The organism is Bacillus sp. AFS023182 (assembly GCF_002560575.1).
In the GTDB taxonomy this organism is placed as follows: Bacteria; Bacillota; Bacilli; order Bacillales; family Bacillaceae_G; genus Bacillus_A; species Bacillus_A arachidis.
The window spans coordinates 1-14797 of the sequence record NZ_NTRO01000073.1 but is presented as its reverse complement, the minus strand read 5'-3'; the positions used below and the strand labels follow the sequence as shown (position 1 = coordinate 14797).

Genomic DNA, 14797 nt, shown 5'->3' with positions numbered 1-14797 from the left:
CAATTGACTCGTGCTTTTTTATTTCCTAAGAAATCGGAGAGTGTTGACCTAGTAAAAATAATAAAACATAGTAAGGGATTTTTTTTGCGGAAACCCCTAAAAATTGATAAATAAATGGGTAATCTTCAGAGGCGTAGCTTCCTAATAAGTCGTACCACCAGTCAGTCTCGTAGCGAGAAATCATACTTAAATTGTAGAGTAATAAATAATGTATGAGTAGTTCTGGTAAGAGTGATTTACAATCTCTTACATCTTTAGTTATTGGCAAATAATAAGTGCTGGTATTGCAATCATAAGAAAATGGCGTACTGTATAAAGGGTTCCATGTTTTAGAGGAAGCTGAAAATAACAAATCAGATTCAGCCTCTTCACTCGGTATGTACTGTATAAAGAGGTGCTTACAAGATGTTTCTATGTAACGAGAAAAACGTTCTTGCGTCATGTGTAAGCGATCAAGTATGCCAGAGGAAAATGAAATATGCTGTTCGTCTACCACATTAACTTTATATAATATTTTCTCTTTTTGACTATGTTGAAATAGGGTTTTTAATTCAGGAATTTTCCCCATTAGTTCTAGCATAATAAATTTTTCTGCCTCTAAGTGTTTCATGTGAAACATCCGTTCTGCAACATGAGTGAATAATCCATTTTTCTGTACTTTAACCTCATCCTCTAAAAACTGGTATCCTTGTTTTTTTCGTTTACGCGTTGTAACTCCATGAGCTAAGACGGTTGTTGATTCTGGATAGTTTGGATCAACGGTTAATAAACATGCTTTTAAAAGTTGACTCATCCCGTAAAATAACAACATAGGTTGAATAGAGAAAGGTGCAGTTTTACATAATTCATAATAACTTTTTCCGTGTTCCAAATAATAAATGAAAGGATAGCAATTCTCGAAACTTTTCTTTTCAGCGTTTTCAATTGGTAATTTTTCATAACAGCGGGCAAGATAACGCTGTACATGTTGGGATGAAAAAAAGAAACTTAATTGCTGCCAAGTATAAGATGGATGATGCATATATTACGCTCCTTTTATTGTCTAAAAATTCTAACATATATGTACGTTCTTGACAGTATTTTAACCAATTGTTAAGCTACTAATAATAATTTCTGGTATCATGGGGGGAACAATTATGTGGGAATCTAAATTTGTTAAAGAAGGTTTGACATTCGATGATGTATTACTTGTACCAGCGAAGTCAGATGTATTGCCAAGAGAAGTGAGTGTTAAAACAGTTCTATCCGAAAGCTTGCAGTTAAACATTCCTTTAATTAGCGCAGGGATGGATACAGTAACAGAAGCTGATATGGCTATTGCAATGGCGCGTCAAGGCGGTCTAGGGATTATTCATAAGAATATGTCTATCGAGCAACAAGCTGAGCAGGTTGATAAAGTAAAACGCTCTGAAAGCGGCGTTATCTCAGATCCTTTCTTTTTAACTCCAGAACATCAAGTATATGATGCAGAACATCTTATGGGAAAATATCGTATCTCAGGTGTACCAATTGTAAATAATTTAGAAGAGCAAAAATTAGTTGGTATTATTACAAACCGTGATATGCGTTTTATCCAAGATTATTCCATCAAAATTTCCGATGTGATGACAAAGGAACAATTGATTACAGCTCCAGTTGGTACAACACTAGAAGAAGCTGAAAAGATCCTACAGAAATACAAAATTGAAAAGCTCCCTCTTCTTGATAATAGCGGTGTATTACAAGGGCTTATCACTATTAAAGATATTGAAAAAGTAATTGAGTTTCCAAACTCTGCAAAAGATAAACAAGGTCGTTTATTAGTTGGAGCAGCAGTTGGTGTAACTGCAGATGCTATTCTTCGTATCGATGCATTAGTAAAAGCAAATGTAGACGTAATTGTACTTGATACAGCTCACGGACATTCTCAAGGTGTTATTGAGAAAGTAAAAGAAGTTCGTGCAAAGTATCCGACATTGAACATTATTGCAGGTAACGTTGCCACAGCTGAAGCAACACGCGCATTAATTGAAGCAGGTGCAAATGTTATCAAAGTTGGTATTGGACCAGGTTCTATCTGTACAACACGTGTTGTAGCTGGTGTTGGTGTACCGCAATTAACAGCAGTATATGATTGTGCGACAGAAGCTCGTAAACACGGTATCCCAGTTATTGCTGACGGTGGTATTAAATACTCTGGAGATATGGTAAAAGCTTTAGCAGCAGGAGCAAACGTTGTAATGCTTGGTAGTATGTTTGCTGGTGTAGCTGAAAGCCCAGGAGAAACTGAAATTTACCAAGGTCGCCAATTTAAAGTATATCGCGGTATGGGTTCTGTTGGAGCGATGGAAAAAGGAAGTAAAGATCGTTATTTCCAAGAAGGAAACAAAAAACTTGTTCCAGAAGGTATCGAAGGCCGTGTACCATTTAAGGGACCTCTAGCTGATACAGTTCACCAATTAGTTGGTGGATTACGTGCAGGTATGGGATATTGTGGAGCAAATGACTTAGAATTTTTACGCGAGAATGCACAATTCATTCGTATGTCAGGTGCTGGTTTACGTGAGAGTCACCCGCATCACGTACAAATTACAAAAGAGGCTCCAAATTACTCTTTATAATGTCTTATATGTAAATAGATGGAGATTTGATATCTCTGTCTATTTTTTTTTGATTATGTTAGAATAACGGTTATGTGAGTACAAAGATATTGGGGGTAACAGAAGTGAAAGGTATGTTTTGCAAGCGATTCATTGCAATGGTAACAGTGCTTACACTATTTTGCAGCATGTTTGTTACATATGGCAGTGCATCAGCAGAAACGGGTGCTGCTTTAAACGTTGAAGCAGGAGCAGCAATTTTAGTAGAAGCAAATTCAGGGAAAATTTTGTATCAAAAAAATGCAGATGAATTATTAGCAATTGCTAGTATGACGAAAATGATGAGTGAATACTTAATTAATGAGTCGGTGGCTAAAGGGAAACTTAAGTGGGACCAAAAGGTAACAGTTTCTGAATATGCACATAAGATTTCACAAGATCGCTCATTATCAAACGTTCCATTAGAAAATGGTGGCTCTTATACGGTAAAAGAGTTATATGAGGCAATGGCAATCTATTCTGCAAATGGTGCAACGATTGCTTTAGCAGAAGCAGCTGCAGGTAAAGAAGTAGACTTTGTAAAAATGATGAATGATAAGGCGAAAGAGTTTGGATTAAAAAATTATAAATTCGTAAACTCTACAGGCTTAACAAACCATGATTTAAAAGGACACCATCCTGAAGGCACAACACCGGATGAAGAAAATAAAATGTCTGCGAGAGAGGTCGCGATTTTAGCGCAACGTCTAATTCAAGATTTCCCTAAAGTATTAGATACAGCGAAAATTCCGAAAAAAGTGTTCCAAGAAGGTGGAAAATATCCTGTTAAAATGGATAACTGGAACTGGATGCTAAAAGGACTAGTTAAGGAATATGAAGGTGTAGATGGCTTGAAAACAGGATCTACTCCAGAAGCTGGAGATTGTTTTACAGGTACAGCGGAAAGAAATGGTATGCGTTTAATTTCTGTCGTTATTAAAACAAATTCTCATACAGCACGTTTTGACGAAACAAAAAAATTATTTGATTATGGCTTTACAAACTTCGATGTGAAAAAAGTGTATCCAAAAGGTTCTGCAATAAAAGGGCATGAAACTGTACGAGTAGAAAATGCAAAAGATAAAGATGTTGCATTACAAACGAAACAAGCTGTTACACTTCCGATACCAAAAGGAAGTAAAGATGTATATAAAACAGAATTTAAAGATACAGGTAAAGAAAAAGAAGCACCAATTAAAAAAGGTACAACACTTGGTCAAATGGTTGTATCCCCTAAAGATAATAATGACCCTGGATTTTTATCAGGTAAATCATTACAAGTAGATCTTGTTACAAAATCAGAAGTAGAAAAAGCAAACTGGTTTACACGCTCTATGCGTGGCGTTGGCTCTTTCTTTAGTGGAATTTGGAATAGTGCTGTTGACACAGTAAAAGGTTGGTTTTAAGAGCTCCTCATTGTAGGAGCTTTTTTTTATTCCATTTTTCATACCGACTTTATGAAAAAGTAGTGGACAAGCCTCTAATAGTTAGTGGTAGAATGTAAGAGTATTCTTAATTTTCGCCTTTAACGGGGAAAAGCAATTCACCTAGGGGGGTTTTTGTACATGACAAATGTAACAGGGACAGAACGTGTAAAACGTGGAATGGCAGAAATGCAAAAAGGCGGCGTTATCATGGACGTAGTTAACGCTGAGCAAGCAAAAATTGCAGAAGAAGCGGGCGCAGTTGCAGTTATGGCACTAGAACGCGTTCCTGCAGATATTCGTGCAGCAGGTGGCGTTGCACGTATGGCAGATCCAACAATTGTTGAAGAGGTTATGGGTGCTGTATCAATTCCGGTTATGGCAAAATGCCGTATTGGTCACCTTGTGGAAGCACGTGTGCTAGAATCATTAGGGGTAGACTACATTGATGAGAGTGAAGTATTAACTCCAGCTGATGAAGTATATCATTTAAATAAACGTGATTACACTGTTCCATTTGTATGTGGATGTCGTGATATTGGAGAGGCAGCGCGTCGTATTGCAGAAGGCGCATCTATGCTTCGTACAAAAGGCGAGCCTGGAACAGGAAACATTGTAGAAGCAGTGCGACATATGCGTCAAGTAAACGCTGAAATCCGTCAAGTTGCGAACCTACGTGAAGACGAATTAATGACATATGCAAAAAATACTGGTGCTCCATATGAAGTATTACTGGAAATTAAACGTCTTGGTCGTCTGCCAGTTGTAAACTTTGCAGCAGGTGGTGTAGCAACGCCAGCAGATGCTGCATTAATGATGCAACTTGGTGCAGATGGTGTGTTCGTAGGATCTGGTATCTTCAAATCAGAAAACCCAGAAAAATTCGCACGTGCAATTGTTGAAGCAACGACACATTACGAAGATTATGAACTAATTGCAAGCCTTTCTAAAGGATTGGGTACTGCAATGAAAGGTGTCGAAATTTCAACATTATTACCAGAACAACGCATGCAAGAGCGCGGTTGGTAATTAAAGGAGATTTTGAAATGGTTAAAGTCGGTGTATTAGGTCTTCAAGGTGCTGTTCGTGAGCATGTAAAAGCAGTTGAAGCAAGTGGTGCAGAAGCTGTAATTGTAAAACGTATAGAACAACTTGAAGAAATTGATGGTCTTATTTTGCCAGGTGGCGAAAGTACAACAATGCGTCGTCTTATTGATAAGTACGATTTTATGGAACCACTTCGTGAATTTGCGAAATCTGGTAAACCAATGTTTGGTACGTGTGCAGGTATGATTTTACTTGCAAACAATCTTATTGGTTATGAAGAATCTCATATCGGTGCTATGGATATTACAGTTGAACGTAATGCGTTTGGACGCCAAAAGGATAGCTTCGAAGCTGCCCTTTCGATAAAAGGTGTAGGAGAAGACTTTATTGGTGTATTTATTCGTGCACCATACGTTGTAAGTGTAGGGGACAACGTAGAAATTCTTTCTATGCACAATGATCGAATGGTAGCAGTAAGACAAGGACCGTTTTTAGCAGCTTCTTTCCATCCGGAGTTAACGGATGATCATCGTGTTACAACATATTTTGTGCAAATGGTGAAAGAAGAAAAAATGAAAAAAGTTGTATAAGTAACTTGCAACTTGTATAAGATTATAGTAAATTGATGGTAACAATTTTATAAAATAAACGTGTTGATAGGAAATAGTAACAAATGGTGTTTCTTATAGAGAGTCGGTGGTTGGTGGAAACCGATAGAAACAGTTTGTGAATCCATCCTGGAATGAAATGTGGAATATCTTTATGATTAGTAAACATTTCCGGTGAAGAGTCGTTATTTCTACTTGAGAGGAAAGCAACATTGCTTTCAACTAGGGTGGCAACGCGGGTTAACTCCCGTCCCTTTTTATAGGGACGGGAGTTTTTTGTGTTTTATAAAATAAAAGGAGGAATATATAATGCTTGATATTAAATTTTTACGTGCGAATTTTGAAGAAGTAAAAGCAAAGTTACAGCATAGAGGCGAAGATTTAACTGATTTCGGCCGTTTCGAAGAACTAGATACAAGAAGAAGAGAGTTGCTTGTTCAAACGGAAGAGTTAAAAAGCAAGCGGAATGAAGTATCTCAACAAATTTCTGTATTAAAGCGTGAAAAGAAAGATGCAGAAGCGCTAATCTTAGAAATGCGTGAAGTAGGAGAAAAAGTAAAAGACTTTGATAATGAGCTGCGTACAGTTGAAGAAGATTTAGAAAGATTAATGCTTTCTATCCCAAATATCCCTCATGAATCTGCGCCAATTGGTGACACAGAAGATGATAACGTGGTAGCTCGTACTTGGGGAGAAGTAAAAGAATTTAATTTTGAACCAAAACCTCATTGGGATCTTGCAACTGACTTAGGGATTTTAGATTTCGAGCGTGCTGCTAAAGTAACGGGAAGCCGCTTTGTATTTTCTAAAGGTGCAGGTGCAAAGTTAGAACGTGCTTTAATTAGTTTTATGCTTGATCTTCACACAGAAGAACATGGATATGAAGAAGTGTTGCCTCCATATATGGTAAATCGGGCAAGCATGACAGGGACAGGGCAGCTCCCGAAATTTGAAGAAGATGCATTCCGTATTGAAAGTGAAGACTATTTCTTGATTCCTACAGCTGAAGTACCCGTAACAAATATGCATCGTGATGAGATTTTAAGTGCAGACCAATTGCCAATTCGTTATGCAGCATTTAGTGCATGCTTCCGTTCTGAAGCAGGTTCAGCTGGTCGTGATACACGTGGTTTAATCCGTCAGCATCAATTTAATAAAGTTGAGCTTGTGAAATTTGTTAAACCAGAAGATTCTTATGAAGAATTAGAAAAATTAACAAATGATGCAGAACGCGTGTTACAATTATTAGGTCTACCATATCGTGTTATGAGCATGTGTACAGGAGATTTAGGATTTACAGCAGCGAAGAAATATGATATCGAAGTATGGATTCCAAGTTATGGAACATATCGTGAGATTTCTTCTTGTAGTAACTTTGAAGCTTTCCAAGCAAGACGTGCGAATATTCGTTTCCGTCGTGAACCAAATGCTAAACCAGAACCTGTTCATACACTAAATGGATCTGGACTTGCAATTGGACGTACAGTTGCAGCGATTTTAGAAAACTACCAGCAAGAAGATGGTACAATTATAATTCCAGAAGTTCTTCGCCCTTATATGGGAGGAAAAACAGTTATTAAATAAATTAAAACTTTCATCGGTATGAGTGATTGGTAATTCCAGGTGTTGTCAGTAGCAACATGAAGGGAAAGGAAAAGTAACATTTTCCTTTCCTCATAATTTATGATGGTAGGGTTGACTAACTGTTTTTCTTTTGATATTATATTGGATGTCAATATGGAGGTATACCCAAGTCTGGCTGAAGGGATCGGTCTTGAAAACCGACAGGCGGCGAGAGTCGCGCGGGGGTTCGAATCCCTCTACCTCCTCCAGATATAATTGACAACAGCGCATATAAGTGGAGATTGGAGAACTCGTTACCAACACGTAACGAGTTTTTATTTTAAAGCCAATCAGAAAGTATGATGTAAGGTGAAGTTTGGCCTTATGAAACACTCATATTCCGATGATTATCTTCATAGATATGAAAGGAGTCAACATGGATCTTATTATACAAACATTTCCTCTAGATGGAAAAACTTTATATTATGTACAATGCCCAGTCTGTAAGAACAATAGAATTTTAAATAGTGGTGCAAACGTATCTCGTATTATAAGTGATGATACATTCCGTAAACTTTGCGGTTGTACTTGTAATGTGAAGAAAGAAGCGAAAAAAGTAGAGGCACCGAAAAAAACTGCTGAAAAAGATGCAGCTCCAAAACGTACTGGTAAAGTATTAACAGCAATTATTAATGGAAAAGAAATGACTGTTAAAGAAATTGCTGAAGCATATGATATTAGTACAAGCACCGTTCGTCAGCGTATTAATGCTGGGAAACCTGAGAGCGAAATTATTGCTCCAACGAAAAAGAAGAAGTAAGTTAATGGAAAAACCCGTGCATCTGCACGGGTTTTTTATTTCACAAGCTTACGTGTTTGGTTTAAAAAATGTCCAATTTTCTTAATGATTGGTTCAATCGAGCTTTCATCTTTTAAGATATCATATTCATTAATATTTAGACGCAGGATTGGACATGAGTTAAAGTTATTAATCCAATTTTCATAACGCCCGTGCATTTCTTGCCAATACTCAATTGGTGTTTGTTGTTCCATTGGGCGACCACGTTCTTGAATGCGACTGACAATATCATCAAAAGAACCTTCTAAATAGATTAATAAGTCTGGATGAGGGAAGTAAGGTGTCATAACCATTGCATCGAACAACCCTTTGTATGTTTCATAGTCCGTTTCCGTCATTGTTCCTTTTTCGTGATGCATTTTTGCAAAAATACCAGTATCTTCATAGATAGAGCGATCTTGTACAAAGCCACCGCCGTATTCGAAGATTCTTTTTTGTTCTTTAAATCTTTCTGCTAAAAAATAAACTTGTAAGTGGAAGCTCCAGCGTGTGAAATCACCATAGAACTTATCTAAATATGGATTCGAATCTACTTTTTCAAATGATGTACGGTAACCTAAAGCGTTAGCCAGTGCAGTTGTCATAGTTGATTTACCAACTCCGACTGTACCAGCAATTGTAATTACTGCATCATTTGGTATATCATACTTTTGCCTTAAATTCATTGCTATTTCGTCCCCTTTGAGAGTGTATTTTGGAGAGTGGATAAAATTACATTCAAGTCTTCACTATTTTTAATGAAATCCATGTTATCTCCATTGAATTTTAACACTGGAATATCAGGATGGTCTTTTTTAAAGGCATCCATTGCCGTTTCGTAATCTTTGGTAAGTTGTAGTAAGTAATTTGGATCCATGTTTTTCTCAAATTCACGTCCACGCATCGCGATCCGTTTTTGTAATGTTTCTAGGCTTGCTGTTAAATATACAATGACATTTGGTACGGGCATATCTTGCGTAAGAATACGATAAATTTGCATGTACTTGTCATATTGAGCGTCTTTTAATGTGCGAGATGCAAAAATTAAATTTTTAAATATATGATAATCTGCTACTACTGGCTTACGCTGATTCAAGTATTTTATATTAATGTCTTCCAATTGTTTATAGCGATTGCAAAGAAAGAACATTTCTGTTTGAAAACTCCATTCTTCAATGTTTTCATAAAACTTTCCTAAGAAAGGATTTTCATCAACAATTTCTTTTAATAAATGGAGTTGCATGTGAGTTGAAATTTCCTTCGCAAGTGAAGTTTTTCCAACACCGATTGGTCCTTCAACCGTAATAAATGGTACTCCGGTCACGCTGTTTCCTCCTTTCAATTCATAATTTCCTGTAAATAAAAAGCACAAAACAGAATTATTGTAGCATAAGAGGGAAGCAAGCGGACTAATTTGTCATAAAAAGTTAGAAAATCGACGCATGCTATTCAAATTTTAATTGAGGAGAGGGCATGATATTTGCCTTTAATGTCGTTTCCATTATTTTTAAAGCGTGTTTATTATCTTGATCAGAATTAGAAGCAGTACAATCTTGAGGTACATATAATGTGTAGTTTCTCATATGAGCATCATTCGCTGTAAAAAGGATGCATATGTTTCCCGCAATCCCTGTTATGATAAGTTTTTCAACCTTTAAATGTCCTAATAAAGAATTTAAGGGAGTTTCATAAAATGCCGAATAATGTGGTTTAATAAAAACATAGTCATCTGTGCTGGGGGCAATTGCTTGTATAATGTTTTTGCTATAATTATTTGTGCAATGAGTAATAAGTTGGTCGATATCAGCTCTCCATAGTTGGTAATGATCGTTAATATAAATAACAGGATAACCATTCATTTTCATTGTTCGTTTTAATTGTAAGATGGGCTCTATAATTATTTGACATTTTTTTGCAAGGATTGGCCCGTGTGAGAATTGGAAGTCATTAATCATGTCAATAATGAGCAGTGCAGTATTTTTCATATGTAGTCACCCTTTCTTTTCTTTAGGTTGGATTGAATGTGTGAAAGTTATCCTGTATCTGTAAGGAGAAGGATAATTGAATAGTACGTATATGAATATAAATGAAAAAAAGCATGGACTCATTCTTTTAGAGCGGGAGAGAGGTTGCAATCCTGCATAGAAGTGATCAAATCCTTTTCCTGCCCCATGCCAGGTGAAACTGAAAGGAAAAAATGAGTGGAGATCAATTTTTATTCTGCTTAGCAGGGGATTATATACTCAAAAATCAAAATGGGTTGATATAGGAGTAAAGGGTTATAATACTTTATTCGTAATGAGAGGACTGTATTATGGAACAAGACATTTATTTTATGCAGCTTGCAATAGAAGAAGCAAAGAAAGCTGAAGGAATTCAAGAAGTTCCAATTGGAGCTGTTATTGTACTAGATGGGGAAGTGATCAGCGTTGCTCATAATTTAAGGGAGACAGAGCAACGATCAATCGCTCATGCAGAGTTATTAGCTATAGATGAAGCTTGCAAAAAGTTAGGTACGTGGCGCCTAGAAAACGCTACGCTATATGTTACATTAGAGCCATGCCCAATGTGCGCAGGCGGACTTGTTTTATCGCGTGTAAAACGTGTGGTATATGGTGCAAGTGATCCAAAAGGCGGATGTGCAGGTACGTTAATGAACCTTTTAACCGATGAGCGTTTTAATCATCAATGTGAAGTAGTATCTGGTGTGATGGAAGAAGAGTGTGGAGCGTTGTTAACAAACTTTTTTAAGGGGCTGCGAAAAAAGAGAAAAGAGCAAAAGAAAAAATTGGATGAAAATATTGCTCGTTAACAGGTTTGCAATTTATGAAGAAACAAGTTATACTGATAATGCCTTCAATAAGGCAACCGAATATTGGTTTTAACTTTGCCGTGCTAAGCGGGGAGGTAGCGGTGCCCTGTACTCGCAATCCGCTCTAGCGAGGCCGAATCCCTTCTCGAGGTTATGTTGCTGTAAGGCCTGCCTTAAGTAAGTGGTGTTGACGTTTGGGTCCTGCGCAACGGGACCCCGTGAACCTTGTCAGGTCCGGAAGGAAGCAGCAATAAGCGGGTCTTCTCGTGTGCCGCAGGAGTGCCTGAACCGAGCTAACTGCTTAAGTAACGCTTATGGTACGTAATCGACAGAAGGTGCACGGCAGTTATATATGTATACAAAACCCACCTCATACAAAGAGGTGGGTTTTTTGCATAGAAAATAACTTTTGGAATCTATAAACAGAATGGGTTATAATATACAAGATAATAACCTTTGAGGGAGGCCGTATTTTCGTGTCATACCAAGCGTTATACCGAACATGGAGGCCGCAAAAGTTTGAAGATGTAGTTGGTCAAAAGCACGTAACAAAAACGTTGCAGAATGCCCTTCTTCAGGAGAAAGCTTCGCATGCTTATTTGTTTTCTGGCCCGAGAGGAACAGGTAAAACGACAATTGCAAAAGTATTTGCAAAGGCAATTAACTGTGAGCATGCTCCAGTAGCTGAACCTTGTAATGAATGTCCTGCGTGTTTAGGCATTACAAAAGGGTCTATTTCGGATGTATTAGAAATTGATGCGGCTTCAAATAACGGTGTAGATGAAATTCGAGATATAAGAGATAAAGTAAAGTATGCCCCAAGTGCAGTGAGATATAAAGTATACATTATCGATGAGGTTCACATGCTTTCTATGGGGGCTTTTAATGCGCTGTTAAAGACATTAGAAGAGCCGCCATCACATGTTATCTTTATTTTGGCGACAACAGAGCCTCATAAAATTCCACCTACAATCATTTCACGCTGTCAACGCTTCGAATTTCGAAAGATATCAGTACATGACATTGTAGAGAGACTAGCGACAGTTGTTACAAATGAAGGTACAAAGGTAGAAGATGAGGCGTTGCAAATTGTTGCACGTGCTGCTGAAGGTGGCATGCGTGATGCGCTTAGTCTGATTGATCAGGCTATTTCTTATAGCGATGAGATTGTTACGACTGAGGACGTCTTAGCGGTAACAGGTTCTGTTTCTCAACAATATTTAGGTAATCTTGTAGAATGTATAAGAGAGAATGATGTATCAAGAGCGTTGCGTATTATTGATGATATGATGAGTAAAGGAAAAGACCCAGTTCGTTTTATGGAAGACTTCATTTACTATTATCGTGATATGCTTTTATATCAAACTTCACCACAATTAGAACATATGTTAGAACGAGTAATTGTAGATGAACAGTTCCGTATGCTAAGTGAAGCGATGCAACCTGAGATCATTTATGAAATTATTCATACACTTAGTAAGGGGCAACAGGAGATGAAGTGGACAAATCATCCGCGAATTTTCCTAGAGGTTGTTATGGTACAACTTTGCCAGCAGTTTATGGTACAAGCAAATGGTGCGGATCGTTTGCAAGCAATTATGAACAGAATGCAACAATTAGAAAAAGAATTGGAACATGTGAAGAAAAATGGAGTACCAGCTGGTGTAGGACAGGAAGTAAGAGAGACACGTGCAGCACCGAAACCTGTGCGGACAGGGAATATGAAAATTCCTGTTGGTCGTGTACATGAGGTGTTAAAGCAGGCAAAACGCCAAAATTTAGAACAGCTAAAAGGTGTATGGGGTGAGTTGTTAGGAAGACTTAAATCCTATAACAAAGTGGCTTTTGCTGTATTATTAGAAAATAGTGAACCAGTAGCAGCTTCTGAGGATTCTTATGTTTTAGCTTTCCAATATGAGATACATTGCAAAATGGCAAGTGAAAATCGTGATGCGATGGATACTGTAGAGCAGATTCTCTTTGAATTGCTTAGTAAAAGGTTAAACATGATTGCAATTCCAAAGAGTGAGTGGGGGAAAATACGAGAGGAATTTTTACAGCGTGAAGGTGGAAATTCAGAAGAAGCTGCAGAACAAAAAGTAGATCCCCTCGTAGATGAGGCGGTAAAATTAGTAGGGCAACAACTTATTGAAATAAAAGAATAACAATAACTAGGAGGAATTTATTATGATGCGTGGCGGAATGGGAAATATGAATAACATGATGAAGCAAATGCAAAAGATGCAAAAGCAAATGGCGAAAGCACAAGAGGAACTTGGTGAAAAAACAGTTGAGGGTACAGCAGGTGGCGGAATGGTTACGGTTATTGCAAATGGCCACAAGCAAATTCTTGATGTGAAAATTAAAGAAGAAGTTGTAGATCCAGAAGATATTGAAATGTTACAAGATCTTGTATTAGCTGCAACAAATGATGCAATTAAGCAAGCTGAGGAACTTTCAAACTCTACAATGGGGCAATTCACAAAAGGTTTAAACTTACCAGGTGGAATGTTCTAGTAGGAGGATATTGAATCATGCATTATCCAGAACCGATTTCAAAGCTCATAGATAGCTTTATGAAGTTGCCGGGAATTGGCCCGAAAACGGCTGTTCGATTGGCATTCTTTGTACTAGATATGAAAGAAGATGACGTACTAGACTTTGCTAAATCACTCGTAAATGCAAAGCGAAATTTAACATATTGTTCAGTTTGTGGACATATTACAGATCGTGACCCTTGTTATATTTGCGATGATTCACATCGTGACCAATCAGTTGTTTGTGTTGTGCAAGAAGCAAAAGATGTAATCGCAATGGAAAAAATGAAAGAATATCAAGGTGTCTATCATGTGCTTCGTGGTGCAATTTCGCCAATGGAGGGAATTGGTCCAGAGGATATTAATATTCCGCAATTGTTAAAAAGATTACAGGATGAAACTGTACAAGAAGTTATTTTAGCAACAAACCCAAATATTGAAGGGGAAGCTACAGCGATGTATATTTCCCGCCTCTTAAAACCGACAGGTATTAAAGTGACTCGTATTGCGCATGGTCTTCCCGTTGGTGGAGATTTAGAATATGCGGATGAAGTAACGTTATCGAAGGCTTTAGAAGGTCGTAGAGAAGTATAAGAGGAGAAATCAAAATGTTTTTTCAAAAAAAGGGAAAGTTGCGAAAAGAATATGATGATAAGTTAATAGCCTTATTAGAAAAAGTGAAGAATGAGTGGCTACGTCAAAAAAGGATGGTAGAACAAAGTGTTGAACCATCCCAAGATGTGCTGTGTTCTTTGAAATTAGCAGAAGCGAAATACTTTTTCTTGCTAAAAGAAGCAAAGAGGCGTCCGGTAAAAATGGAGCGATGGTAAAGATCCTGGTTTTGTAACCAGGGTCTTTTTATATAATTGAACGGCATTTTTTGTTTCCTTGTCCCATACATATAGAATGTATAAGTTATATAAGGAGGGAGAAAATGAACTCTACATTCGTTATTGGTGGAATCCTAACTTTGATATTTGTTTTGCTGATTTTTGGCGCTTCGATGAGACCATTACAAGTCATAGGCAAGATGTTTGTTAAAGTAATGATAGGTGTAGTGTTGTTGTTTGCCGTTAATGTGATTGGAACATACTTTGGTTTTCATATTCCAATTAATATAGGTACAGCTTCTGTTTCTAGCGTTTTGGGAATACCGGGTATTTGTGCTTTAGTTATCATTAAATTATATATAATGCCAGGATGAGAAGCATTTTGGCATTTATTTTTTAAAAAAATGAAAAAGAGTGTTGACTTATTAATTGTTAATATGGTAAATTAATAAGCGTCGTCAACAACGAAAGAAAAAAGAAGTTGACGAATTAATTAAGAAATGTTATATTATGAAAGTCG

At 37.2% G+C, this 14797-nt stretch carries 16 protein-coding genes, 1 tRNA gene, 1 other RNA gene and 1 other annotated feature; of the genes, 14 read left to right on the top strand and 4 right to left on the bottom strand.

The window, feature by feature from the left end; all coding sequences use genetic code 11:
* Nucleotides 1–25 precede the first annotated feature (25 nt).
* Nucleotides 26–1021, bottom strand: a complete 996-nt coding sequence (locus tag CN288_RS24165) for a YaaC family protein (protein ID WP_026593376.1) — start codon at nucleotides 1019–1021, stop codon at nucleotides 26–28.
* A 115-nt stretch (nucleotides 1022–1136) separates the two neighbouring features.
* Between CN288_RS24165 and guaB the strand changes: the two genes are divergently transcribed.
* The 7 genes from guaB (at nucleotide 1137) to CN288_RS24130 (ending at nucleotide 8080) form a co-directional block, all read left to right on the top strand.
* A complete protein-coding gene (gene guaB, locus CN288_RS24160) occupies nucleotides 1137–2600 on the top strand; it encodes an IMP dehydrogenase (protein ID WP_026593375.1) in 1464 nt (487 codons plus the stop codon).
* Between the two features lie 104 nt (nucleotides 2601–2704).
* Nucleotides 2705–4024, top strand: coding sequence for a D-alanyl-D-alanine carboxypeptidase family protein (locus CN288_RS24155; RefSeq protein ID WP_098303270.1), 1320 nt, complete (start codon nucleotides 2705–2707; stop codon nucleotides 4022–4024).
* Nucleotides 4025–4183: 159 nt separating this feature from the next.
* Nucleotides 4184–5071 (top strand): pyridoxal 5'-phosphate synthase lyase subunit PdxS, encoded by an 888-nt coding sequence (gene pdxS, locus CN288_RS24150; RefSeq protein ID WP_026593373.1) that lies wholly within the window; start codon nucleotides 4184–4186, stop codon nucleotides 5069–5071.
* Nucleotides 5072–5088: 17 nt separating this feature from the next.
* Nucleotides 5089–5679 carry a pyridoxal 5'-phosphate synthase glutaminase subunit PdxT gene (pdxT, locus tag CN288_RS24145; protein ID WP_098303269.1) on the top strand — a complete coding sequence of 197 codons (591 nt, stop codon included), beginning with the start codon at nucleotides 5089–5091 and terminating at the stop codon, nucleotides 5677–5679.
* A gap of 54 nt (nucleotides 5680–5733) precedes the next feature.
* Nucleotides 5734–5955: a binding site (T-box leader), on the top strand.
* A 51-nt stretch (nucleotides 5956–6006) separates the two neighbouring features.
* On the top strand, nucleotides 6007–7281 hold the full coding sequence (serS, locus tag CN288_RS24140; protein WP_026593371.1) for a serine--tRNA ligase: 1275 nt from the start codon (nucleotides 6007–6009) through the stop codon (nucleotides 7279–7281).
* Nucleotides 7282–7436: 155 nt separating this feature from the next.
* Nucleotides 7437–7529: transfer RNA gene (locus CN288_RS24135), tRNA-Ser, on the top strand.
* A 167-nt stretch (nucleotides 7530–7696) separates the two neighbouring features.
* Nucleotides 7697–8080 carry a DUF3797 domain-containing protein gene (locus tag CN288_RS24130; protein WP_026593370.1) on the top strand — a complete coding sequence of 128 codons (384 nt, stop codon included), beginning with the start codon at nucleotides 7697–7699 and terminating at the stop codon, nucleotides 8078–8080.
* Nucleotides 8081–8115: 35 nt separating this feature from the next.
* On the opposite strand, the gene CN288_RS24125 is transcribed toward CN288_RS24130, so the two are convergent.
* The 3 genes from CN288_RS24125 to CN288_RS24115 all read right to left on the bottom strand — a co-directional run bounded on the left by CN288_RS24125 (nucleotide 8116) and on the right by CN288_RS24115 (nucleotide 10083).
* The gene (locus CN288_RS24125) at nucleotides 8116–8784 is read right to left on the bottom strand and encodes a deoxynucleoside kinase (protein ID WP_026593369.1); all 669 of its coding nucleotides are present in this window, start codon (nucleotides 8782–8784) and stop codon (nucleotides 8116–8118) included.
* Nucleotides 8785–8786: 2 nt separating this feature from the next.
* Entirely contained in the window at nucleotides 8787–9422 is a 636-nt protein-coding gene (locus CN288_RS24120; protein WP_026593368.1) for a deoxynucleoside kinase, read from the bottom strand.
* Between the two features lie 121 nt (nucleotides 9423–9543).
* Nucleotides 9544–10083: an isochorismatase family cysteine hydrolase gene (locus CN288_RS24115; RefSeq protein WP_098303268.1), complete on the bottom strand. Its 540-nt coding sequence runs from the start codon at nucleotides 10081–10083 to the stop codon at nucleotides 9544–9546.
* A gap of 329 nt (nucleotides 10084–10412) precedes the next feature.
* Between CN288_RS24115 and tadA the strand changes: the two genes are divergently transcribed.
* The 7 genes from tadA (at nucleotide 10413) to CN288_RS24080 (ending at nucleotide 14651) form a co-directional block, all read left to right on the top strand.
* Nucleotides 10413–10910 carry a tRNA adenosine(34) deaminase TadA gene (tadA, locus tag CN288_RS24110; protein WP_026593366.1) on the top strand — a complete coding sequence of 166 codons (498 nt, stop codon included), beginning with the start codon at nucleotides 10413–10415 and terminating at the stop codon, nucleotides 10908–10910.
* Between the two features lie 78 nt (nucleotides 10911–10988).
* Nucleotides 10989–11253: signal recognition particle sRNA large type (gene ffs / locus CN288_RS24105), an RNA gene on the top strand.
* Between the two features lie 133 nt (nucleotides 11254–11386).
* Complete coding sequence (gene dnaX / locus CN288_RS24100) at nucleotides 11387–13075, top strand: DNA polymerase III subunit gamma/tau (protein WP_098303267.1); 1689 nt, start codon at nucleotides 11387–11389, stop codon at nucleotides 13073–13075.
* Between the two features lie 25 nt (nucleotides 13076–13100).
* A complete protein-coding gene (locus tag CN288_RS24095; protein WP_170833727.1) occupies nucleotides 13101–13427 on the top strand; it encodes a YbaB/EbfC family nucleoid-associated protein in 327 nt (108 codons plus the stop codon).
* A gap of 17 nt (nucleotides 13428–13444) precedes the next feature.
* Complete coding sequence (gene recR / locus CN288_RS24090) at nucleotides 13445–14041, top strand: recombination protein RecR (protein WP_017150461.1); 597 nt, start codon at nucleotides 13445–13447, stop codon at nucleotides 14039–14041.
* 14 nt (nucleotides 14042–14055) lie between these two features.
* Complete coding sequence (locus CN288_RS24085; RefSeq protein WP_026593362.1) at nucleotides 14056–14277, top strand: YaaL family protein; 222 nt, start codon at nucleotides 14056–14058, stop codon at nucleotides 14275–14277.
* A 104-nt stretch (nucleotides 14278–14381) separates the two neighbouring features.
* Entirely contained in the window at nucleotides 14382–14651 is a 270-nt protein-coding gene (locus tag CN288_RS24080) for a pro-sigmaK processing inhibitor BofA family protein (RefSeq protein ID WP_090695719.1), read from the top strand.
* Nucleotides 14652–14797 lie beyond the last annotated feature (146 nt).

What these genes read in the sequence shown, in the direction of transcription:
- CN288_RS24165 (WP_026593376.1), bottom strand. Translation starts at nt 1,021, where the DNA reads ATGCATCATCCATCTTATACTTGGCAGCAATTAAGTTTCTTTTTTTCA.
- guaB (WP_026593375.1), top strand. Translation starts at nt 1,137, where the DNA reads ATGTGGGAATCTAAATTTGTTAAAGAAGGTTTGACATTCGATGATGTA.
- pdxS (WP_026593373.1), top strand. Translation starts at nt 4,184, where the DNA reads ATGACAAATGTAACAGGGACAGAACGTGTAAAACGTGGAATGGCAGAA.
- pdxT (WP_098303269.1), top strand. Translation starts at nt 5,089, where the DNA reads ATGGTTAAAGTCGGTGTATTAGGTCTTCAAGGTGCTGTTCGTGAGCAT.
- serS (WP_026593371.1), top strand. Translation starts at nt 6,007, where the DNA reads ATGCTTGATATTAAATTTTTACGTGCGAATTTTGAAGAAGTAAAAGCA.
- CN288_RS24130 (WP_026593370.1), top strand. Translation starts at nt 7,697, where the DNA reads ATGGATCTTATTATACAAACATTTCCTCTAGATGGAAAAACTTTATAT.
- CN288_RS24125 (WP_026593369.1), bottom strand. Translation starts at nt 8,784, where the DNA reads ATGAATTTAAGGCAAAAGTATGATATACCAAATGATGCAGTAATTACA.
- CN288_RS24115 (WP_098303268.1), bottom strand. Translation starts at nt 10,083, where the DNA reads ATGAAAAATACTGCACTGCTCATTATTGACATGATTAATGACTTCCAA.
- tadA (WP_026593366.1), top strand. Translation starts at nt 10,413, where the DNA reads ATGGAACAAGACATTTATTTTATGCAGCTTGCAATAGAAGAAGCAAAG.
- CN288_RS24095 (WP_170833727.1), top strand. Translation starts at nt 13,101, where the DNA reads ATGCGTGGCGGAATGGGAAATATGAATAACATGATGAAGCAAATGCAA.
- recR (WP_017150461.1), top strand. Translation starts at nt 13,445, where the DNA reads ATGCATTATCCAGAACCGATTTCAAAGCTCATAGATAGCTTTATGAAG.
- CN288_RS24085 (WP_026593362.1), top strand. Translation starts at nt 14,056, where the DNA reads ATGTTTTTTCAAAAAAAGGGAAAGTTGCGAAAAGAATATGATGATAAG.
- CN288_RS24080 (WP_090695719.1), top strand. Translation starts at nt 14,382, where the DNA reads ATGAACTCTACATTCGTTATTGGTGGAATCCTAACTTTGATATTTGTT.